This is a genomic window from Pseudoflavonifractor capillosus (assembly GCF_016899775.1).
Lineage (GTDB): Bacteria > Bacillota > Clostridia > Oscillospirales > Oscillospiraceae > Lawsonibacter.
The window spans coordinates 1-21,144 of the sequence record NZ_JACJJE010000034.1; the positions used below are offsets into that span (position 1 = coordinate 1).

The 21,144-nt window shown below is 62.4% G+C and carries 20 protein-coding genes and 1 pseudogene; 12 read left to right on the forward strand and 9 right to left on the reverse strand.

The annotated features are described in order from the left end of the window. Positions 1-68: 68 nt before the first annotated feature. Both citD and H6B31_RS10880 read right to left on the reverse strand, forming a co-directional pair. A complete protein-coding gene (gene citD, locus H6B31_RS10875; RefSeq protein ID WP_204898560.1) occupies positions 69-371 on the reverse strand; it encodes a citrate lyase acyl carrier protein in 303 nt (100 codons plus the stop codon). 87 nt (positions 372-458) lie between these two features. Further along, positions 459-1,640 (reverse strand): annotated as a pseudogene (locus H6B31_RS10880) (CitMHS family transporter); the annotation flags it as partial. A 287-nt stretch (positions 1,641-1,927) separates the two neighbouring features. Between H6B31_RS10880 and H6B31_RS10885 the strand changes: the two are divergent. The 4 genes from H6B31_RS10885 (at position 1,928) to H6B31_RS10900 (ending at position 6,139) form a co-directional block, all read left to right on the forward strand. Continuing rightward, positions 1,928-4,282 (forward strand): HAD-IC family P-type ATPase, encoded by a 2,355-nt coding sequence (locus tag H6B31_RS10885; RefSeq protein WP_204898533.1) that lies wholly within the window; start codon positions 1,928-1,930, stop codon positions 4,280-4,282. A gap of 141 nt (positions 4,283-4,423) precedes the next feature. Continuing rightward, the gene (locus H6B31_RS10890; protein WP_204898534.1) at positions 4,424-4,861 is read left to right on the forward strand and encodes a GtrA family protein; all 438 of its coding nucleotides are present in this window, start codon (positions 4,424-4,426) and stop codon (positions 4,859-4,861) included. After that, complete coding sequence (locus H6B31_RS10895; RefSeq protein WP_204898535.1) at positions 4,848-5,900, forward strand: phosphodiester glycosidase family protein; 1,053 nt, start codon at positions 4,848-4,850, stop codon at positions 5,898-5,900. Before H6B31_RS10890 ends, H6B31_RS10895 begins: the two co-directional genes overlap by 14 nt. Further along, the gene (locus H6B31_RS10900; RefSeq protein WP_204898536.1) at positions 5,897-6,139 is read left to right on the forward strand and encodes a hypothetical protein; all 243 of its coding nucleotides are present in this window, start codon (positions 5,897-5,899) and stop codon (positions 6,137-6,139) included. The genes H6B31_RS10895 and H6B31_RS10900 overlap by 4 nt, the downstream gene beginning before the upstream one ends. Before the next feature lie 58 nt (positions 6,140-6,197). On the opposite strand, the gene H6B31_RS10905 is transcribed toward H6B31_RS10900, so the two are convergent. From H6B31_RS10905 to H6B31_RS10925, 5 genes are all read right to left on the reverse strand, one after another. Further along, positions 6,198-7,526, reverse strand: a complete 1,329-nt coding sequence (locus H6B31_RS10905; RefSeq protein WP_204898537.1) for a sensor histidine kinase — start codon at positions 7,524-7,526, stop codon at positions 6,198-6,200. Further along, positions 7,519-8,196 (reverse strand): response regulator, encoded by a 678-nt coding sequence (locus H6B31_RS10910; RefSeq protein ID WP_204898538.1) that lies wholly within the window; start codon positions 8,194-8,196, stop codon positions 7,519-7,521. The genes H6B31_RS10905 and H6B31_RS10910 overlap by 8 nt, the downstream gene beginning before the upstream one ends. A gap of 228 nt (positions 8,197-8,424) precedes the next feature. Continuing rightward, positions 8,425-9,288, reverse strand: coding sequence for an EamA family transporter (locus tag H6B31_RS10915; RefSeq protein ID WP_204898539.1), 864 nt, complete (start codon positions 9,286-9,288; stop codon positions 8,425-8,427). A gap of 21 nt (positions 9,289-9,309) precedes the next feature. Next, on the reverse strand, positions 9,310-10,002 hold the full coding sequence (locus H6B31_RS10920; RefSeq protein ID WP_204898540.1) for a response regulator transcription factor: 693 nt from the start codon (positions 10,000-10,002) through the stop codon (positions 9,310-9,312). Continuing rightward, the gene (locus H6B31_RS10925) at positions 9,980-11,437 is read right to left on the reverse strand and encodes a sensor histidine kinase (protein ID WP_204898541.1); all 1,458 of its coding nucleotides are present in this window, start codon (positions 11,435-11,437) and stop codon (positions 9,980-9,982) included. Before H6B31_RS10925 ends, H6B31_RS10920 begins: the two co-directional genes overlap by 23 nt. A 464-nt stretch (positions 11,438-11,901) precedes the next feature. On the opposite strand from H6B31_RS10925, the gene H6B31_RS10930 reads away from it, so the two are divergent. The 3 genes from H6B31_RS10930 (at position 11,902) to H6B31_RS10940 (ending at position 14,331) form a co-directional block, all read left to right on the forward strand. Next, positions 11,902-12,591 (forward strand): hypothetical protein, encoded by a 690-nt coding sequence (locus tag H6B31_RS10930; protein WP_204898542.1) that lies wholly within the window; start codon positions 11,902-11,904, stop codon positions 12,589-12,591. A 357-nt stretch (positions 12,592-12,948) separates the two neighbouring features. Further along, positions 12,949-13,152 carry a hypothetical protein gene (locus H6B31_RS10935; protein ID WP_204898543.1) on the forward strand — a complete coding sequence of 68 codons (204 nt, stop codon included), beginning with the start codon at positions 12,949-12,951 and terminating at the stop codon, positions 13,150-13,152. A gap of 6 nt (positions 13,153-13,158) precedes the next feature. Continuing rightward, positions 13,159-14,331: an oligosaccharide flippase family protein gene (locus H6B31_RS10940; protein ID WP_275960384.1), complete on the forward strand. Its 1,173-nt coding sequence runs from the start codon at positions 13,159-13,161 to the stop codon at positions 14,329-14,331. Between the two features lie 351 nt (positions 14,332-14,682). Here the strand turns inward: H6B31_RS10940 and H6B31_RS10945 are convergent, their stop codons facing one another. Continuing rightward, positions 14,683-15,768 (reverse strand): hypothetical protein, encoded by a 1,086-nt coding sequence (locus tag H6B31_RS10945; protein WP_243418995.1) that lies wholly within the window; start codon positions 15,766-15,768, stop codon positions 14,683-14,685. A gap of 171 nt (positions 15,769-15,939) precedes the next feature. Between H6B31_RS10945 and H6B31_RS10950 the strand changes: the two genes are divergently transcribed. From H6B31_RS10950 to H6B31_RS10970, 5 genes are all read left to right on the forward strand, one after another. Further along, the gene (locus H6B31_RS10950; protein ID WP_204898545.1) at positions 15,940-16,575 is read left to right on the forward strand and encodes a hypothetical protein; all 636 of its coding nucleotides are present in this window, start codon (positions 15,940-15,942) and stop codon (positions 16,573-16,575) included. Next, positions 16,572-17,315: an acyl-[acyl-carrier-protein] thioesterase gene (locus H6B31_RS10955; RefSeq protein WP_204898546.1), complete on the forward strand. Its 744-nt coding sequence runs from the start codon at positions 16,572-16,574 to the stop codon at positions 17,313-17,315. Before H6B31_RS10950 ends, H6B31_RS10955 begins: the two co-directional genes overlap by 4 nt. Before the next feature lie 104 nt (positions 17,316-17,419). Beyond that, on the forward strand, positions 17,420-18,895 hold the full coding sequence (guaB, locus tag H6B31_RS10960; RefSeq protein WP_087286735.1) for an IMP dehydrogenase: 1,476 nt from the start codon (positions 17,420-17,422) through the stop codon (positions 18,893-18,895). 71 nt (positions 18,896-18,966) lie between these two features. After that, on the forward strand, positions 18,967-19,224 hold the full coding sequence (locus H6B31_RS10965; protein ID WP_087286732.1) for a hypothetical protein: 258 nt from the start codon (positions 18,967-18,969) through the stop codon (positions 19,222-19,224). A gap of 39 nt (positions 19,225-19,263) precedes the next feature. Continuing rightward, on the forward strand, positions 19,264-20,061 hold the full coding sequence (locus H6B31_RS10970) for a ZIP family metal transporter (protein ID WP_204898547.1): 798 nt from the start codon (positions 19,264-19,266) through the stop codon (positions 20,059-20,061). 44 nt (positions 20,062-20,105) lie between these two features. Here the strand turns inward: H6B31_RS10970 and H6B31_RS10975 are convergent, their stop codons facing one another. After that, entirely contained in the window at positions 20,106-20,960 is an 855-nt protein-coding gene (locus H6B31_RS10975; protein WP_204898548.1) for a MurR/RpiR family transcriptional regulator, read from the reverse strand. Positions 20,961-21,144 lie beyond the last annotated feature (184 nt).

Below are 21,144 nucleotides of genomic sequence, written 5' to 3' on the forward strand. Positions count from 1 at the left end.
CGGCTTCTGGGCATTCATAAACATCATGGTCCGGCGCAGCCGGAACCGCTCCGGTCTGGGACGAGGGATCATCGCACCACACCTCCCCAGGGAATATTCTGCTCCGACGCTCCGCAGCTGCGGAACACCGCGCACTCCACCCGGGCCTTCAGGGTGCAGTCCAGGGCCCCCTTGTCCACCACGGTCACCCGGGCGTCGGTCACTCCCAGGCGCTCCAGGGTCTCCAGCACCGTGGCCTTGATCTGACGGCCGTACTGGTTCATCACGCTGCTACTCAGGTCCAGCTCAAGACTCCCCTCGCCGGGCTCCACCGTCACCTGGGCGTCGCTGGACTCCAGCGTCCCCGCCACGGCGGGTTTTTGAATCTTCATATGCATTCCTCCTGTTATTATTGTTTGAATCATTCGCGTTTGAGCCTTCCTTGAGGCTGGTTTGAGATACTGTTCCTCTATGAGCAGGTAGATGAAGGGGACCAGGGGGCTCAGGAAATGGAAGGCCTGTCCCATCAGGGCGGCAAAGCCGATCTGCAGGTCGGTAAAGCCGTAGGCCTGGGCCGTGGCGGCCAGCGGGGGCAGCACCCCGTAGTAGAAGGCGTCGTTGTTGAGCAGGTAAGTACCGGGGGCGCTGATGATCGCGATAATGACGGCGAAGTAGTTGCCCAGAGATTCGGGGATGATGGAGACCAGGAACTCCGCGATGGCATTGGACATGCCCGCGCCCTCGGGACCGTCCAGCACGCCCATAAGCACGCCGGCGCCCAGCACCATCATAACCACATTGATCATGTCGGGGGCCACCGAGCTGATCACCTGACGCTGGGTCTTCTGGTTGGGGTAGTTGACCAGCAGGGCGATGGCGGTACCCACGCCGAACAGGATCTCAGAGGAGGCCAGGCCCATGACCAGGGCCACAATGATGGCCGCGGTGAGGATCAGGTTGACAAAGATCATTTTGGGGCGTTTCCAGGCACGCTCTTCCGCAGAGAGCTCCACCTTGGCGACTTCTATTTCCACATTTTTAGTGACGCCCAGGCGTTTGCGCTCCTTCAGCCCCAAGTAGTAACCGACTCCCACAGAGTAAAGAGCGCCTAAAATCATACCGGGCACCAGGGGGGCCAGGATCTCGCCGGCGTCCAGATTCATCACCGACATGACCCGGGCGGTGGGGCCGCCCCAGGGAATCAGGTTCATAATGCAGTTCTGCAAAATAATGAGGGTGGCCAGATAGATCTTTTTGATATGCAGCCGCTCATAGATGGGGAGCATGGCGGTGCAGCAGATCATGACGGTGGTGGTGCCGTCGCCGTCCAGAGAGACGAAGGCGGCCAGCACCGAAGTGCCCACCAGAACCTTCAGGGGGTCGCCCTTACACCAGGAGACCACCGCATCCACCATGGGGTCGAACATGCCCGCGGTGAGCATGACACCGAAGTAGAGGATGGCGAAGGTCATCATGGCAAAGGTACTGGCTACACTGATGATGCCGTTGGCGGCATACTCCAGAGTGTCCCAGCCATAGCCGGCCAGCAGGCCGAATACAATGGGAATCAAGATCAGCGAGGTGAATGGACTGAGCTTTTTGGCCATGATCAGGGCCATAAAGACCACGATCATACCAAAACCGAGAAGTGCAAGGTACATACACGTTTCCCCTTTCCTTTTTCTCAGACCGGCAGCGGCGGTCTGGACACCGGCGTTTCTGATTGTCAGTATAGGGGATGAACCTTAACTCACCGCATTCTAAACCTTAAAACTCGTTAAGATTTCAATTTTTCGTATATCTTCCCTGTTTTTTCATGTGCCGCTTTGTGGCCATTCAACAAAAAATCTGTTGGGCCCTGTTTTCAGAAATTGTTATCTCCAGTTTAAAAACTGTTTAGCCCCCGGCGGTATATTGTCCCTGCAAAAGCCGTCAGGAGGCGAACCAGATGAAAATGAACGCACAATATCACGGTCTGACCGAGGCAGAGGCCCGCCGCCTGCGGGAGATGGGGGGCGGCAACACCCCCCCCCCTCCCATCACGAAGTCCACCGGTCAGATCATCCGGGAAAATGTATGCACCCTGTTCAACCTGTTCAATGTCCTCATCGCCGCCGCCCTGGCCCTGGTGGGGGCGTGGTCCAACCTGCTGTTTATCCTGATCATCGCCCTGAACACCGCCATTGGGATTGCCCAGGAGCTCCACGCCAAGAGGCTGGTGGAGCAGATTGCCGTGCTGACCGCCCCAAAGGCCCGCGTCCTGCGGGATGGTGAAATACGGGAGCTTCCGGTGGAGGAGCTGGTGCTGGGGGACGTGCTCACGCTGGAGCGGGGGGTACAGATTCCGGCAGACGCCCTGGTCCTGGACGGCGAGATCGAGACCGACGAGTCCCTGCTCACCGGAGAGTCCGTCCCGGTGGGGAAAACCCCTGGGGAGGAGCTGCTCTCCGGGAGCGTGGTGGTCTCCGGGGCCTGCATGGCCCGGGTGGAGCGGGTGGGGGTGGACAACTACGCCACCCGCCTCACCCAGGAGGCCAGGGCGGTCGTACCCGATCACTCGGAGCTGCTGACCTCCATGGGTCAGGTAACCCGGTTCACCGGCTTTCTGATCCCGCCCCTGGGCCTGCTTCTGTTTTTCCAGGCGTACGTCCTGCGGGGGACGCCGCTGTTCGGCGCGGTGACCACCACCGCCGCCGGTTTACTGGGGATGCTCCCCAAAGGGCTGGTGCTGCTGATCACCGTCAGTCTGGCGGTGGGAGTGGCCAAGCTGGCCAAATCCCGGGTGCTGGTGCAGAACCTGTTCTCCCTGGAGAGCCTGGCCCATGTGGACGTGCTGTGCCTGGATAAGACCGGCACCCTCACCCAGGGAGACATGCGGGTGGAGCGGGTGGAGCAGCTGACAAAGGACCTGCCCGTTCCCCTGGCGGATTGGATGGGGGCGTTCCTGACCCACATCGACGACAACAACGCCACCTTCCAGGCCATGCGGGCCTGCTTTCCCAACCGGGACATTCCCCAGACGCCCACCGGAAAAATTCCCTTCTCCTCCCAACGGAAGTGGAGCGCTGTGACCTTCCCGGAGCTGGGCACTCTGGTGGTGGGCGCGCCCGACCGCATGACCGGCACGCGCCTCCCGGAGGAGCTGAGCGCGGAGATCCGGCGGGGCAAACGGGTGCTGATGATCGCTTCCACCTCTTGTCCCGTCGATCCGGATGGCCCGCTCCCGGAAATGACGGCCCTGGCCGCCTTGGTCCTCTCCGACCCCATCCGCCCCGGGGCCGCCCACACCCTGGACTACTTCCGGCGGGAGGGGGTCCGCATCAAGGTCATCTCCGGCGACCACCCAGCGGCGGCTGCCGCCGTGGCGGCCCAGGCCGGACTGGAGGACGCCTCCTGGGTGGACATGAGCCAGGTGAATACCGAGGATGAGCTGCTCCGGGCCGCCCAGCAATACACCGTGTTCGGCCGGGTCTCCCCGGAGCAGAAGCGCCAGCTGGTCCAGGCCTTTCAGGCCCAGGGCCACCGGGTGGCCATGACCGGGGACGGGGTGAACGACATCCTGGCCATGCGGAAGGCCGACTGCTCCATCGCCATGGCCCACGGCAGTGAGGCCGCCCGGCAGGCGGCCCAGGTGGTGCTGCTGGACTCCGATTTCACCGTCCTGCCCAACATCCTGCTGGAGGGCCGCCGGGTGGTCAACAACATGACCCGGGTGGCGGGGGTGTTCTTCGTCAAGACCATCTACTCCATCCTGCTCTCCCTGTTCTGTGTGCTGGCCGATCTCCCCTTCCCCCTCATCCCCATCCAGGTGACCCTGATCGACCTGTTCATCGAGGGGTATCCCGCCTTCTTCCATTCCTTTGTTCCAGACGGGAGAGCGCTCACAGGGCGGTTCCTGCCCTGTGTGCTGCGCCGCTCCCTGCCCAACGCCATGGCCATCCTGCTCTCGTCGGCGGTTCTGCTGCTGGGCGGCGGAGTCCTGGGACTCCCCGCCGGCCAGATCCCCCTGGCCCTCTACCTGGTCATTGGCGCGGTGGAGGTGGATGCACTTCTGAAATCCTGCCTCCCGCTGACCTCTCTGCGGGGCTTCCTGTTCCTCACCGCCTCCGTCGGATTTTTCTGCGCCGTCCTGCTGTTTCACTCTGTCCTGTCCCTGCCGTCTCTTCTCCCCGGAACAGTCCCTGTGGTCCTGCTGGCGTCTGCCGGCGCCGTCCTGGCGGAGCGCCTGTGCGCCTTTGGCCTGGAGCGCTTCCTTCGGCCCCGGAATGCGGATTCCGGATATCTGACGCCCACCTGTTTCTGAACAGTGCCAGCCCCGCCGGCCCGGAGCCCAGTCAGGACTCCGGGCCGGCCTTCTGCGGCCTGGATGATGAGAAAAACTCATTTTTCTCTCACTTTCATCTCATGGAGGGCCGGTATACTGGGAGCAAAAGGAGGGATTTTTATGGAAAAGGCATTGGCCCATTGTAAAACAGCGCTGAAATTCGCATTCAGTTCTCTGGCCAGCTTTCTGCTGGACTACCTGCTGTTCCTGCTGTTTGCATGGGGCACCCGCTCCCTGGCCTGTGGGCTTGTGGGCAGCAACATCGCCGCCCGGCTGGTCAGCGCCTGCTTCAACTACTCGCTCAACAAATATCTGGTCTTTCACGGGGGCGGACAGGTCTCCCAGGACCTGCCCCAGTATGTCCTGCTGGCCGCCGGGATTCTGACCGCCAACAGCGTCCTGCTTCACGGACTGACCGCCCTGGGCCTGGCGGCGCCACTAGCCAAACTGATCACCGAGATGACCCTGTTTGCAGTCAGCTTTTCCGTCCAGACGCTGGTGATCTTCCGGAAAAAGAAACCCATAAAAGAGGAGCGCACGATCCATGTACACGCATAAAAAACCTGCTCCGGCCGCCAGAGGCCGCCGGTCCATTGCCCTGTTTCTGGCGGCGGATATTCTGGCATCAGCCCTTCTGGTCTTCGGCAACTACTACCTTCTGTACGAGGCGCCCATCCGGGGACTGAGCGGAGCTTCCGCCCCGCTGCCTCAGGTGCAGAACAACATTCAGCCATCCGCCCACCAACAGGACACAGCTTCCTCCGAGACAGTGTCTCAACCGGCTGAGCCGCTCACCCTCCGGGAGAAGTTTGCGGAGCACTTTACCGATACCGTGGTCTCTACCTATTCCACTTATTCCAGCCCCGACCTCTCCGTGGAGGTCACGCAGCACGCCTTTGGCCGCAGGAGTGATGCCGTGACCTATTATGTGGCGGATATCTACATGGCGGATCTGCGTTCTTTTCAGACCGAATTTGCCGGCGGAAAATATGATGCCAACGGGCAGCGGGAGCCCCTGGATTCCATGAGCCGCCGCGTGGGAGCGATTTTGGCCATGAACGGGGACTCCTACTGCTTCAACCGGAGCCACTGCAACGGCCTGCTGGTGCGCAACGGGACGGTGTACCGCAATAACCCCACCACCCAGGACATCTGCGTGCTCTATCAGGGCGGGACCATGGCCACATACGGCCCCAATCAGTTTGACCCAGAGGCGGCGCTGGAGCAGGGAATCCTCCAGACCTGGATCTTCGGCCCCCGCCTGCTGGATGACAGCGGAAAGGCGCTGGCCAGCTTCGACACCTGGGATTATATCAAGAAGACACACCCCCGCACCGCACTGGGCTACTACGAGCCCGGCCATTACTGCTTTGTAACGGTGGATGGACGCCAGCCGGGATACTCCAGGGGAATGAGCCTCCCGGAGCTGGCGCAGGTCTTTGAGGGTCTGGGCTGCGCCGCGGCCTACAATCTGGACGGTGGCCACACGGTCTTCATGACTCTGGAAAACCGATATGTCAACCACTCCTACAAGCCCTCCAAGACCATTTCTGACTGTATCTGTATCTGTGAACCCAAAAAGGAGGCTGCCGCATGAAGATCCGAACGATCCTCTCCCATCTGATCATCATCCTCTCCCTGTGTTTTCTCACCTTCGCCGTTCTGGACTGGTACAACCCCATGATGAACTTCTCCGGCAATACGATCTCCTCAAAGCTCCTGCTGGTACTCTGTGTGAGCGCCATCGCGCTGGCAGTTCTGACGCTCCTGCCCCAGAAACAGGAACCTGTGCAGCCTCATGCGGCTCAGCACCGCACAGGGCATCACAAACGCTGATCGCCTCAAAAGAGAGCCGGCACCCGGTTTTCTCCGGGTGCCGGCTCTTCTTGCCCTGTTAAATCTGAATGATGAACCGGGTCCCTCTCCCCGGCTCGCTGGCCGCCTGGATGGTCCAGCCGTGGAGCTCCACGATCCATCTGACGATGGAGAGCCCCAGCCCGGAGCCGCTGCGGTCCCGGGCCTGATCCGCCCGGTAAAAGCGGTCAAAAATATGGGGCAGGTCTTTTTCTCCGATCCCGATGCCGTCGTCCTGGATGGTCAAAAGGATGTGTCCATCCTGTTCCAGCGCGCTGACCGCGACGGTGCCGCCTGTCTTTCCATACTTGATCCCGTTCTCCACCAGGTTCAGCAGCAGCTGGGTCATCAGGCTCTGGTCGGCGGAGAGCTGAATGCGGGGCGGCACCTGCTCGATCAGGGTAATGCCGCCGGCCGCCGCCGCCTCCGTCAGCTCCGCCAGCACGTCCGACACCATCTCCGCCAGGGTGATCTCCTCCAGGGACAGCTGGTACTTTCCCTCATAGCCCCGGGTCAGGGCCAGCAGCTGGGCGATGATGCTGTGCATTCTCCGGCTCTCCGTCAGAATAGCGGATGCCTGCTCCTTTGCCTCCCGGTCGGGGGCGTGGGCGGTCAGATTTTCCGCATAGGCCATGATGACGGAGACCGGGGTGCGCAGCTCGTGGGAGGCATCTGAGGTGAACTGCTTCTCCCGCTGGAAGGAGTCCTCCAGGCGGGCCAGCATCCCATTGAAGGCCCCCGCCAGCCGCCCCACCTCGTCCCGGCTCTCGATGCCTGTGATCCGCTGGGACAGATTCCCAGCCCCCAGAGATACCGCCGTTTCGGTAATGCGGTCGATGGGACGCAGGGCCAGCTTGGCCAGAAAGTAGCTGCCGAAGACTGCCAGCGCCAGAAAGGCGGGGACGGCCAGCAGCATCACCAGTTGGAGCTGGTCCAGGGACCGCTCCACCGTGCCGTTGGAGCGGGAGACCCGGATCCGGATCTTTTCGCCCCCTTCCAGCTCCAACTCCTGATCCAGGTAGAGCTGGTCCCCCCGCCCGGTGGAGGACAGATAGACCTCGTCCGGCTGAAAGGAAGGCGCATCCGCCCAGGTGTTTTCACTGGATACGATCCGTCCGCCAGACTCCGCGGTGAGCAGATACTGGGTTCCGGCAGGCAGGTCCAGGTCGTTGATGAGCTTCAAGTCCCCGTCCTCCCACTCGATATGAGAGGCCAGCTGGCCCGCCGCCGAGCGGAGGTACGCCTCCTGGTCCCGCCGCAGGGACCCCGCCATGGCGCCGTACAGGACCGGCAGGGATACCGCCAGCAAAATCGCCGTGAGCAGGGTGTACCAGAGCATGATTTGAATGCGGATGGATACCTTACGCATCGCCGCACCTCATCACATAGCCAAAGCCCCGGACGGTGTGGATCAGCTTGTTGGGAAAGGGCTTGTCCACCTTGTTGCGCAGGTACCGGATGTACACGTCCACGATGTTGGAGTCGTAGTCAAAGTCGAAGTTCCAGACGTGGTCAGAGATCTGGAAGCGGGTCAGGGTCTGCCCCTGGTGGCGCAGCAAATACTCCAGCAGGGCGTACTCCTTGGAGGTCAGCAGCAGCTTTTTCCCGGCCCTCTGGACAGTTTTGCTGGCCGTGTCCATCACCAGATCATCCAGCTTTAATACAGGGCTTCGCACCTCGCTCTGGCGGCGGAGCAGGGCCCGGACCCGGGCCAGCAGCTCGTCAAAGGAGAAGGGCTTCACCAGATAGTCGTCCGCCCCGGCGTCCAGCCCGGCCACCCGGTCCTCGATGGAATCCTTGGCCGTGAGCAGCAGGACGTTGGCGTGGTTTCCCCCGCCCCGCAGCCTGCGCAGCAGCGTCAGCCCGTCCATTTTGGGGAGCATCCAGTCCAGGACGATGCAGTCATAGTCCGCCGCCTCCGCGTAGTCCAGACCGTCCCGACCGTCAAAGCAGCAGTCCACGGAGTGGCCCTCCTCCGCCAGACGTTTGGCCAGGATGCCATTCAGCGCCGCATCGTCTTCAATCACCAAAACACGCATACGCGTTCACCTCCTTGATTGATATGCGCTCTATCTTAACGGAGAAAAATGAGAATCCGGTGAAAAAACCTCATTTGATCCTCATGGTTTTCTCATTTCCCTGAGGTATATTGTCACCAGATTTAAGGGCGGGGCAAATTGCCGACAAATTCCGTCTTCAGACCAAGGAGGCATCTTTATGAATGAATTGAGACAAAAGCGGCGGGCCCAGCCCCGCCGCTTGCCTTGTCATATCAGCATGGCCAGCGTCCCGGCCACGATCAGGGCCAGCCCCAGGCCGGAGCGGCGGGTCAGCCGCTCATGGAACACCAGGTAGGAGAAGGCCACCGTGACCAGAATGCTCAGCTTGTCGATGGGGGCCACCACGCTGGCGGGGCCGTCCTGAAGGGCATGGTAGTAACACAGCCAGGAGGCGCCGGTGGCGATACCGGACAGGCAGATGAAGATCAACTCGCGCCGTGGCACCTGCCGCACCGCTTTGGCCTTGCCGGTCACCAGCACCATGACCCAGGCCATGACCAGCACCACCCCGGTGCGGATGGCGGTCCCCAGATTGGACTCCACCCCCTGGATACCCACCTTGCCCAGAATGGCGGTGAGGCTGGCAAACATAGCGGAGCCGAAGGCGCAGAGCATCCAGCCCTTCCCAGAGCCCCCGCGCGGGCCTTCCTGCTGCCTCTTCTCGATCATCAGGAAGGTGCCCGCGCCGATCAGCACCACCCCGATCCCCTGGAACAGGCCTATGGGCTCTCCCAGCAGGAGGAACGCCAGCAGGATGGTGAGCACGGTGCTGGATTTGTCGATGGGCACCACCTTGTTGATGTCGCTGATTTGAAGCGCCCTAAAATAGCACAGCCAGGAAGCGCCGGTGGCCAGCCCGGACAGGATCAGAAACAAGAGCGTCGTCCGGTCTATGGTTTGAATCTGCTCCTGGGACCCCACCACAAATACCATCATCCATGCAAAGATCAGAACGACGATGGTTCGGATCGCGGTGGCCACCGTGGAGTCCGTCTTTTGGATGCCGCACTTGGCCAAAACTGCCGTTACGCCCGCAAAAAATGCGGAGCCGGCTGCAAAAAGGAGCCACATTTCCACTTGCCTTCTTCCCTGTCATTGTCCTTTAAACCGGTAGCCCGCGCCCCACACCGTCTGAATATACCGGGGGCGGCTGGGGTCCGGCTCGATCTTTTCCCGAATCCGATTGATATGGACCGCCACGGTGGCGTTGTCCCCCATGGCCTCCAACCCCCAGATCCTTTCGTACAGCTCCTCCCGGCTGAACACCATGTCCAGATGGAGCATCAAAAAGCAGAGCAGCTCATATTCCCGGTTTTTCAGTTCCACCTCCCGCCCGTCCACAAAGACCCGCCGGGTCTCCGTGTTCAGGCGCACGCCGCCCACCTGAAGCTCCGGCTTCGCCCTCTGCTGCCCGCCGGTCAGGCGCTGGTACCGGGCCAGGTGGGCGCGGACCCGGGCCACCAGGACACTGGGGGAAAAGGGCTTTTCAATGTAGTCGTCCGCCCCAAGGCCCAGGCCCCGGATCTTGTCAATGTCCTCCCGCCGGGCGGTCACCATGAGGATGGGGACATCGGTCTCCTCCCGCAGACGGCGGCAGACAGAGAACCCATCCATGCCCGGCAGCATCAGGTCCAGCAGGATCAGGTCAAAGTCCCCGTGAAGCCCCCGCTCCAGTCCCGCAAGCCCGTCCGCGGCGATCTCCACCTGATAGTTGTTCAGCTCCAGGTAATCCCGCTCGATAGCGGCGATATCTCCGTCATCCTCAACGATCAGGATTTTCTGCATTGCAGGCTTCCTCCTTTGAAAGTGTGATCTCAATGGCCAGTCCCCCGTGTGGGCCGCTGCGGGCCCGGATGGTCCCGCCCATGCCCTGCACCGCCTTGGCGGCGATGGCCAGTCCCAGGCCGCTGCCCCCGGCGGGGTTTTTCCGGGCCGGGTCGCTGCGGTAAAAGACGTCGAACAGCTTGGGCAGGGCCTCCTCCGGCACTCCCGGGCCGTCATCGGCCAGGGTCAGGCGGCCGCTCTCCTCCAGCGTGATCCGGAGGCGTCCCGTCTCCTTGGCCTTATATTTGATGCTGTTTTCCAGAATGTTGGAGAGCACCCGGCGCAGCTGTTCAGGGTCGGCGGAGACGGTCACCGGGGCCAGCTGCTCCGCCGTGATCTCCAGCCCGCGTGTCCGGCTGTCCAGGGCGGCCTCCTCCACAAATCCGGCGACAAACTCGTCCAGGCGGATGGGGCGCATCTCCATGGGGACCCCCTCCAGGTCCAGCTTGGAGTAGAAAAAGAGCTGAGACACCAGACGGTCGATGTCTTCCGCCTTGGTGCGGATGGTGCGCAGGTACCGCTGCTTGCTCTCCTCGGTCTGGGCCACTCCGTCCAGCAGGCCCTCCACATAGGCCCGGATGGAGGTCAGGGGGGAGCGCAGGTCGTGGGAGATGCCCGCCAGCAGCTCCTTCCGGCTCTCCTCGTCCCGGCGGGTGCGCTCCACCGATTCTTTCAGCCGGGCGGCCATCTCGTTAAACGCGCCGCACACCGGCGCAAACTCGTCCTTCCCGGCATAGGCGATTCGGAAGTCCAGATCGCCCTCCCCCAGCCTGCGGGCCCCTTCGCTCAGCAGGTCAAGGGGCTCTTCGATCTTGCGGACCACAAACCGGGTGAGAAAGCGGTTGGTCATCAGGACGGTGAGAAACACCACAAAAATCACCCCGATGGCCGCCAGCGCAAGCGCGACTCTCAGCCCACTGTCCAGACGGCCCTGACTGGTCCCGAACAGATACAGGGCCCAGGTGCCGCCTTGGTATTCTCCGCTGGTCCGGTAAATGCTTCGCTCCCCGGCCGAGACGAGCACCTCGGCCTCACCGACGCCGTCCGCGGCCTGGGCCAGCCGGCTGTCGCTCGGCCGCTCCTCACCCGCGGCGTATGCAGGGACGCCGTCCCGCACCACGACGATGCGGAGCGCCCCGGACTCCGTCATGGACTCCAGCCCCCCTATCCGGCCGGTCCATGTGTCCGGGTCGTCGGCCAGGCAGCCCTGAAGCTGCCTGGTGACGCTCCGTCCGAGCCGGGAAAAGTCCTCCCCATCCTCCAGGTGCATGCCCCCTCCGCCGTGGAGGATAAACCAGAGCAGCCCCAGGCACACCAGTCCGATCAAAGCCGCAATGGCCGCGGGGACTGCAATCATCAGAATATTGGAGCAGAACAGGCGTTTTTTGATGGTCATTCCCACCGCCTCCTTCTTGCATCTGGTATCATAACACATTTTTCTTTGTTGTTCTTAAACTGCAAATAAAATATGGAGAGACCGTCGAAAAAGTGGCAAAAGCCACTTTTTCGAATGGGGCTACACGAAATTTTGACCTCGATTTCTTGCGAAATTGTCGGTCAAAATTTCGTGAGAGGTGTCATTTCCGAGGCGCATGTCCTCGGAAATGACAGGATTGAATTTTATTCCGCCGTCTGCGGACGGCGGAACTCCTTGCAGGAGGGCTTTTTCGACAGCCTGAAAATATGGAGAATCCCAGGGAATGCAGCGCTCCATATACGCATGATTTTTGCGGCATGTGATTCAAACATGAAACAACTGTGAACAAATTCTTTCTGTTTTATGAAGGATGATGAAACTCTGTTGACAGGGAACCGGTCTGATGCTATAACAGGGCATCATGAAAAGGAGTGGTGATTCTCATGATGAAAAAACGGTACATTGCGGGCATTGCCTGTCTGGCGGCTTCCCTTATGATGCTGCTGGCCGCCTGCAGCGCCTCAGGCTCCGATTCGTCTTCGTCCGCGTCCGCACAGCCGCCCGCCGCTTCGGGCAGCACATCTTCGGAAACGCCCTCGGCTTCGCCCACTGAGGACGCCGCGTTCACACCCGGCACCTGGCTGTCTGATGGCGGACAGTATTACTTCTTTGACGAGGGCGGCGCCACAGGCCGGACGGCCGGCCTGGAGGATGGAACCGGCGTGGGATTCACATACTCCATAGCCGGAACAGAGGCCGTCTTTTCCATGGGCGCGGCGGACAACACCAGTTCCTGCACCGTGAGCCGCAATGGGGACACGGTCACCCTGGATTGGGCGGACGGCGCCACAGAGCACCTCACCTACGTCTCTGAGCAGGGGTCCGACACATTCCAGTTTTACAGCAACCAGGAGCTGGCCGATCTGGCCTTGCGCTTCTATCAGGAAAACAACAGCGCACAGGACAACCAAAATCTGACCTCCGCCGCTCAGACCAACGAGGACGGCAGCGTCTCCATCCAGGTGTATGAGAACTTGGGCGACCACAACAGCACCGCCGCCTGGTACACCGTGGACCGCCTGACCGCCGCCGGCACCGACGGCTCCGGTCAGGAGGTGGCGCTGGCCGGCTGAGCCGGTCCGGCATCCGAAGCAAGAACCCTCTGGGCCTAGTTTAAAAATTGGAAATATGCCCAACAGCGAAGGATTTTTTCGTCAGGCAAGGCGATTTGACGCAGCAATACTTTGTGTATCGCAAGGAAAATCAACGCAATATGACGGAAAAAGACTCGCTGTTCGGGCATGTTGACATTTTTCAAACAAGGCCTAGGCTGTTTCGTATGGTTTAGAGGGCTCTTTTCCGCTGAACCCGGCACAAAAATGTTTATCTCTGGTTTATCCATGGTTTAAGAATCGGAGGTAGCATAAAGCAATCTGTGGGAAACGTCCCGCATAAACTTGCCGGCAAGCGGCCCCTGGGAGGCTGACCCCTTGAATCTCTATCGGAATTTGATTTCCAACACCGTTTTGTTTGGCATCAGCACATTCGGCGCCCGGTTTCTTACCTTTCTGCTCACCCCTTTCTACACCCGCGTCCTCTCCAGCGCCGAATACGGAATCACCGACCTGCTGATCCAGACCGGAAACCTGATCATCCCCATTGCCTCCGTCGGAATCGCAAACGGAGTGATCTGATACGGGCTGGAGCGCAGCTCCAACAAGGCCAGCGTTTTTACCACCGGTATTCTGGTGACGCCGGCCGGCTTCTTCGTTCTGGCCCTGGCCTCCCCCCTCCTGGACCAGCTGACGTTTCTCTCCGGATATGTGCGGCTGGTTCTGCTCTATGTGCTGGCGGCCAACCTCCACTCGATCTGCAACCAATTCGCACGCGCGCTGGGCCATGTCCGTCTCTTTGCGCTGGACGGCATCTTCCGCACGGTTCTGACAATTCTGCTTAATATTTTGCTGCTGGCGGTCTTCCCCCTGGGGGCCGCCGGCTATGTGCTGGCCAACGTACTGGCCGACGGAATTGCCGCGGTATTTGTGTTTTCTGCCGCGAAAGAGTGGAAATACCTGCGTCTGTCGTCCCTCTCCCGGTCGGAAGCCGGACGGATGCTCCGGTACAGCGCGCCGCTGGTGCCCAGCACCCTTTGCAGCTGGATCATCAACATCTCGGACCGGTATTTGATCGCCCTGCTGATCGGCAGCGCCGCCACCGGCATTTACGCGGTGTCCAACAAAGTTCCCAATATTTTGATGAATGTAGCCGGCATTTTCACGTCCGCATGGCAGCTCTCCGCGCTGGCGGAGCAGCCGAAGGCGGAAAAGGAGCGTTTTTTCTCCAATGTGTATGCCGTCTATTCGGCCATCGCCTTTGTGACCGCCTCCGGAGTCATCCTCACGGCGCGGCTGTCCACCCGCCTGCTGGCGGCTCCGGAGTACTATGAGGCGTGGCGGTATGTGCCGGTGCTCACTTTGGCCACCACCTTCGCCTGCCTGGGCTCCTTTCTGTCCTCCATCTATATGGTGGAACAGCGCAGCACAGCCACCCTTGTCACAACCATGCTTGGCGCCGCCTGCAATCTGGCGGGGAATTTTTTCCTGATTCCGCTCTGGGGCTCTATGGGCGCGGCCGTCTCCACCCTGTTCAGCTATATTCTGATCTTCACTGTGCGGGCCCTCCACACCCGCTCCATGCTGCGGATTCATTGGGCGCTCCATCGCCTTCTCCCCTGCGTTCTCCTGCTGTGTATCCAGTGCGTCCTTATGGAGCGGGAGGTCCCCTACCTGCCCATGTGGTCGTGCCTCTGCTTCGCGGCAGTCGCGCTCATAAACCGCAGGCCCCTCTGGAGCGCCCTCAGGAAGGCGCTCTGACGCCGCCGCCCGGAAGCGGCTCCCCCTGGGCGTGCGCTCCCCCGGCCTGCCCCCGCGCGTTTTCCGGCAGAGGGGCGGCTTGCTGCGCCCGCCCCTGAGGAGCGTCACTCCCCCTCACTCAGAAATCCTCAAAGATGGAGGCCCGGCATTTCAATGCCGGGCCTCCCAGCTTGCCGAAAAACCTCTGTTTAGACGAATCCGCCCGAGTATTGGCGGGGGAACTCGAGGGGGCAGCCGCCCGCCTCAAATGGAATCAAATGCCCCGGAAGGCCTGCTGTGCAAGACTTCCGGCAAGCGAAGCGCGGACTTTTGCGCCGAACAGCGGTGCAAAGGCAACGGCATTTTTCCGGTCTACGCCAGCGCCAGGACCTCTCCGGCGATCCGCTCCCCCTCCAGCGCTCCCCGCCCGAAATCCACATAGGGGTGGTAGAGCCCCTCCAGCTCGTCGTGCATAGCCTTGGCCTGGGCCAGGGAGTCCACCGCCTCCTCCACCAGGGCGGCGGACACTTTCAGGGCGAAGCGCAGCCGGGGCCGGCAGCGGCGGAGCAGGTCCTGGTCCGCCATAGCCTCCAGCCGCAGGCGGCGGCAGGCCCGCCCCGGGTAGGGCTGGGCCGGAGTGGAGGTGACAAAGGCCAGCCCCGCCTCGGGCACCAGCAGGTGGGCCAGCCGCTCCGGAGCCATGGGGTCGGGGCAGGCCACCACGTCATAACCCCCCAGCACCGCCCCGGAGAGCAGCCGGGCCAGCAGCGGGTGGGCCAGGCCGTACCGGTCGGACAGCTCATAGATCCTAGTGCACTGGGCGGCCGCAGTGCCGTAGAGGGTCAGCACGCCCTTATGGGTCACCGCCCCCAGAAAGCGCTGCTTCACCGCCCCCGCCTCGCCGGTTTTTCTGGGCTTCAGCTCCCGGCTTAAAATGCCCCGGGCCCGCTTGGCCAGCTTCGCCTCCAGCTCCTCCGTCATCAGGGTGTCCCGCACGTCCTCCCGAATCTCAGCGGCCGCCCCCAGGCAGCGGTAGGCCCGCTGATAGTGCTCCTTGTAGCCCCTCATGCAGCCCTGGAGCTCCTCCCGCACCGCTTGGAGCCCCTCCCGGTCATAGCAAACGCCCAGGTTGACGTACTGCTCCACCACGCCGGGATACTTGGGCTCTATGACGTGGGGGGCCGTCCCGTCCACCAGGGCCGCCTTCAGCCGGGGCAGCACCACCCCGTCCAGAGAATCCGGGTCCCCGGAACACAGGATGTACTCCGCCGTCTCCCCCGCCTGGGCGGCCTGGGCCGCCACCTGGCGCATGAGGGTGGACTTGCCGCAGCCCGGACCACCCTTGATGATGTAAATGGCATTGGCCGTCTCCGGGGGCAGCAGCTGGTCGTACAGCGAATAGAAGCCCTGGGGCGAGTTGGCCCCCAAAAAATATTGGATCTGATAGGTCTGAGACATGGATGCTTCCCTCCATTGGTTCCAAAATCTGTCCCAGACTATGCGCCTGAGCGCCCCGTGGTGCGAAAAACCCACTGGTCAACGGCGAAAATCTGCGGTATAATATCCCTTGCGCCGGGACGGCCCGCCGCCCCGGCCCCAACCGCGCACAAGGAAACTGGAGGAACGCCCATGACACATGAGAAGACGCGCTTTCTTGCCTATATCTGCCCCCGCTGCCGCCAGTCGGTGATCGTGGAAAAGGACGTATTCGCCCTGGCCGCCGCCCCTGCCCACATCAAGTGCCCCTGCGGCAAGTCGGAGCTGACCGTGGAGTTCATGCCCCAGCGGGTCAACCTGACCGTTCCCTGCGTGGCCTGCGGCCGGGACCACCTGGTCTCCTGCCCCTCCCACGCCTTTCTGCGGGAAAAGGCCCTGGCCTTCTCCTGCGCCGCCTCCGGCCTGGACTGCTGCTATGTGGGCGAGGAGGGCCCGGTGTACGCCGCCACCGCCCGGCTGGAGCGGGCCATTGACAAGCTGGAGTCCCCCGACAGCTCCGGCCAGACCGAGGACGAGGAGAAGCCCCCTTTCCTGGACCCCCTGATCATGGAGGAGGTTTTGTCTGAGATCCGGGACATTGCCGCCCGGGGCGGCATCTCCTGCACCTGCGGCTCCAAGAACTGGACCTTTCAGGTGAACTACAGCTCGGTGGACCTGCAGTGCCGGGACTGCGGGGCCCAGATGCGCATTCCCGCCGCCACCGCCGACGATCTGGACGACATCTGTTGCAAGACCACGCTGCTGCTGCGGGGAAAGGAGTCCAAATGAGCCTCTCCTATGAGATGACCCTGCCCATCGACTCCCGGGACGTGGACGGGAACGGCTACTGCAAGGCTTCCGCCCTGCTGGGCCATATCCAGGAGGCGGCCACCCAGGCCGCCGAGCACGGGGGCTTTGGCCGGGCCATGACCACCGACGGCTATCACGCCTTCTGGATGCTCACCCGGGTGTGGTACCAGCTCCGCCGTCCCCTGCGGTGGGAGGAGCCCCTCACCATCCGCACCTGGCACCGGGGGGACAAGGGGGCCACCATGTACCGGGACTACGACCTGTTTGTGGACGGAGAACCGGTGGGCGAGTGCGTCTCCGCCTGGGTGCTGGCCAGCATGGACACCCGGCAGATCATCCGCCTTGCCACCGTGCACGAGCTGGACGGCACCGGCGGCGGGGAGCTGTGCAAGAGCAAGAAGCTGTCCAAGCTCCGCCTGCCTCAGGACCTGGAGCTGGCCGGGCGGCGGAAGCTTCGTTACAGCGACACCGACCTGAACGGCCACGTGAACAACACCCGGTACGCCGACTTTGCCTGCGACGCCCTTGAGATGGAGCGCCTGGGCCCCGACCGGTTCCTGTCCTCCATGCAGATCGGCTATCTGGCCGAGTGCCGCCCCGGAGAGGAGCTGCTCCTCTGGACAAAGGAGCAGGACGGGACCCACTTCGTCCAGGGGATGGACGAAGGCGGCAAATCCCGCTTTGAGGCGGCCCTGATTTTTGGTGAAGTGCTTCCTTGACAACCCTTGTGACAACAGGGTACAATGGAATATCGAATACACATTTTTGTGACGACAGGCCCCGCGGCTCCCGCGGGGCGGAGAAGGAAAAGGAGTTGTAGCTTATGGTCAATCAGGACGCCGCCCAGAAGTTCGTCAAGCAGGGCCTCACCTTTGACGATGTGCTGCTGATCCCCGCGGCCAGCGACGTGCTGCCCGCCGACGTGGACCTGCACACCCAGCTGACGAAGAAGATCCGGCTGAACATTCCCCTGATCAGCGCCGCCATGGATACCGTCACCGAGTACCGCATGGCCATCGCCATCGCCCGGGAGGGCGGCATCGGCATCATCCATAAAAATATGTCCATCAGCCAGCAGGCCGAACAGGTGGACATGGTGAAGCGCTCCGAGAACGGGGTCATCACCAACCCCTTCTGGCTGGCCCCCGGCCACACCCTGGCCGAGGCGGACGAGCTGATGGCCAAGTTCCGCATCTCCGGCGTGCCCATCTGCGACAACGGCAAGCTCATCGGCATCATCACCAACCGGGACATGAAGTTCGAGACCGACATGAACCAGCTCATCGACAACGTGATGACCAAGGAAAACCTGGTCACCGCGCCCGAGGGCACCACCCTGGCCGAGGCCAAGGAGATCCTCCGCAAGCACAAGATCGAGAAGCTGCCCATCGTGGACAAGGACTTCCGCCTGAAGGGCCTCATCACCATCAAGGACATCGAGAAGGCCGAGGTATACCCCAACTCCGCCCGTGACGAGAAGGGCCGCCTGCTGGTGGGCGCCGCCATCGGCGCCACCTCCGACGTGCTGGACCGGGTGGCCGCCCTGGTGGAGGCCGGCGTGGACGTGCTGGGCCTGGACTCCGCCCACGGCCACACCCAGAACGTGCTGGAGACCGTCAAGCGCATCAAGGCCCTCTACCCCGACGTGCAGCTGATCGCCGGCAACGTGGCCACCGCCGAGGGCACCCGCGCCCTCATCGAGGCGGGCGCCGACTGCGTGAAGGTGGGCATCGGCCCCGGCTCCATCTGTACCACCCGCGTGGTGGCCGGCATCGGCGTGCCTCAGATCACCGCCATCTATGACGCCGCCCGGGTGGCCGCCGAGTACGGCGTGCCCATCATCGCCGACGGCGGCGTGAAGTTCTCCGGCGACATCGTGAAGGCCATCGCCGCCGGCGGCAATGTGGTCATGATCGGCTCTCTGCTGGCCGGCTGTGAGGAGTCTCCCGGCGAGACCGAGATCTATCAGGGCCGCCAGTTCAAGACCTACCGCGGCATGGGCTCTCTGGCCGCCATGAACCACGGCTCCAAGGACCGCTACTTCCAGGAGAACAACAAGAAGCTGGTCCCCGAGGGCGTGGAGGGCCGCGTCCCCTACAAGGGAACCACCAGCGACACCATCTATCAGCTCATGGGCGGCCTGCGGGCCGGTATGGGCTACACCGGCTGCCACACCATCGAGGAGCTACAGCAGAACGCCCAGTTCATGCAGATCACGGCGGCCGGCCTGCGGGAGTCCCACCCCCACGATATCTATATCACCAAGGAAGCTCCTAACTACACCATCAGCCCCGACTGATCACCGTTTCAGGGCCGCGCCTGCCGGCGCGGCCCATTTTTTATGATGCCGTCACAGAGGAGGAATCTGATATGGAGCGCTATACCCAGCGCCGGGAGGAGACCTGGGCCCTGGCGGAGGGGGCGGAGCTCTCCCGGGCCCTGGACCGGCTGGGCCGGTGTGAGGACCTGCTCTCCGACCTGGAGCGGGAACAGACCGAACTGGCCCAAAAGCTGGAGGAGCTGCGTCTTCAGGGGAAGAATAAGACCGTCCAGTTTAAGGAGCTGATGGCCCGAAAGCTGGTCAACCAGCAGCTCCGGCTGCGGCTGGAGCAGTACAGGCTCCCCTGATCTTATCTCCGGGGGAGCCGCCGGAATGGAGGAATCCCCATGTTGAATCAACTCTTGGACGGAGGGCTGCTTTTCGGGCTGCTCCTCCCCCTGTTCGGCACCACGCTGGGCGCGGGGTGCGTCTTTTTCCTGAAACGCCAGATCCACCCCCTGGTGCAGAAGGCCCTTTTGGGCTTTGCCTCCGGGGTGATGGTGGCCGCCGCGGTGTGGTCCCTGCTCATCCCCGCCATGGACCAGTCCGCCCACTTGGGGCGGCTGGCCTTCCTGCCGGCGGCGGTGGGCTTTCTGCTGGGCATGGCCTTTCTGCTGCTGATGGACCAACTGGTCCCCCACCTGCACCTGGGCAGCGAGAAGGCGGAGGGTCCAAACAGCAGCTTCAAGCGGCTGACCATGCTGGTGCTGGCGGTCACCCTCCACAACATCCCCGAGGGGATGGCAGTGGGCGTGGTATTCGCCGGCATGCTCACCGGACACGGCGAGATCACCCTCACCGGGGCCTTCGCCCTGTCCATCGGCATCGCCATCCAGAACTTCCCCGAGGGGGCCATCATCTCCCTCCCCCTCAAAAGCGAGGGGGCCAGCCGGGGGCGTGCCTTCCTGTACGGCCTGCTCTCCGGAGTGGTGGAACCTGCGGGCGCCCTGCTTACCATTCTGCTGGCCTCTCAGATCGCCCCTGCCCTCCCCTACCTCCTGGCCTTCGCCGCCGGAGCCATGCTCTATGTGGTGGTGGAGGAGCTTATCCCCGAGGCCAGCCAGGGAGAGCACTCCAACCTGGGCACCATCGGCTTCGCCGTGGGTTTTACCCTGATGATGATTTTGGACGTGGCGCTAGGATAAAAAACCCTTCTGCCAGCTTCGCTGGCAGAAGGGTTTTCCCATTCCTATACATGCCGCCGGGCAATGGCCTCGGCGATGCGCTCCCGGCACTCCACCGCCTGCTCCGGAGCCCGCTGGAACAGCTCGGTGTACAGCAGGTCCAGCACAAATAGCTGGGCCACCCGGGCGGGAACTGACCCGGCCTGAAGGGGTCCCTCATTGGAGCCGCACTGGAGGACCACATCCGCCTTCAGGCCCCCGGGTGACTTGGGAAAGCGGGTGATCAGGATCACCTTCCCCTTCCGGGCATGGGCCACCTCCAGGGCGTCCTGGATCTCCCGGGTGGAGCCGGAGTAGGAGAAGTACAGGGCCGCGTCCCCCTCCTCCATCAGGGCCAGGGCGGCCATCTGCTGGTGGGAGTCGGGCACCAGAACAAATTTGGGAGAGATGGAGGACAGCAGGGTCCAGGCCTCCTCCGCCAGCACCATGGAGCTCCCCTGCCCCAGGCACAGCACCCTCCCCGCCTGGAACAGAAGGTCGGCCGCCCGCTTCAGCGCCTCCGGGTCCAGCCGCTTCACCGTCTGTTCCAGGGCGGCGGTGCTCTCCTGCATCCGCTCCCGGCACATGGCCTCAAAGCCGTCCCGGCCGCCCTCCTCGTTTCCCGCCCGGCGGGCGCTGTGGGCGGCCATGGACGCCTTGGCCAGCTCCAGCTTGAAGGTGTTATAGCCCCCCAGACCCAGGCGGCGGCAGAACCGGGAGATGGTGGCGTCGGCCACCGCGCACTCCTCCGCCAGTTCGGAGATGGACATGTACTGGGCGTCCATCCGGTGGGCCAGCACATAGTCGGCCACTTTCTTCTCCGAGTTGGTCAGCTGAAAATACTGGCTGCTGATGGTCTCAAAAATATCCTGCGCGCTCATGGTTCCGCGCCTCCTTTCCCAAAAGGCGGCTGTTTCCTTCTTGTTATTCATTATAATCGGTTTTGCAGGGTTCCGCAAGCGGAGGAGGCAATTCTTTTCCCGTTTTGATACTTTTCCGCCGGAATTTCCCCGGGACAAGCAAGTTTTGCCCTCATTCCGCATATTCTTTTTTCAGTTTGATCTA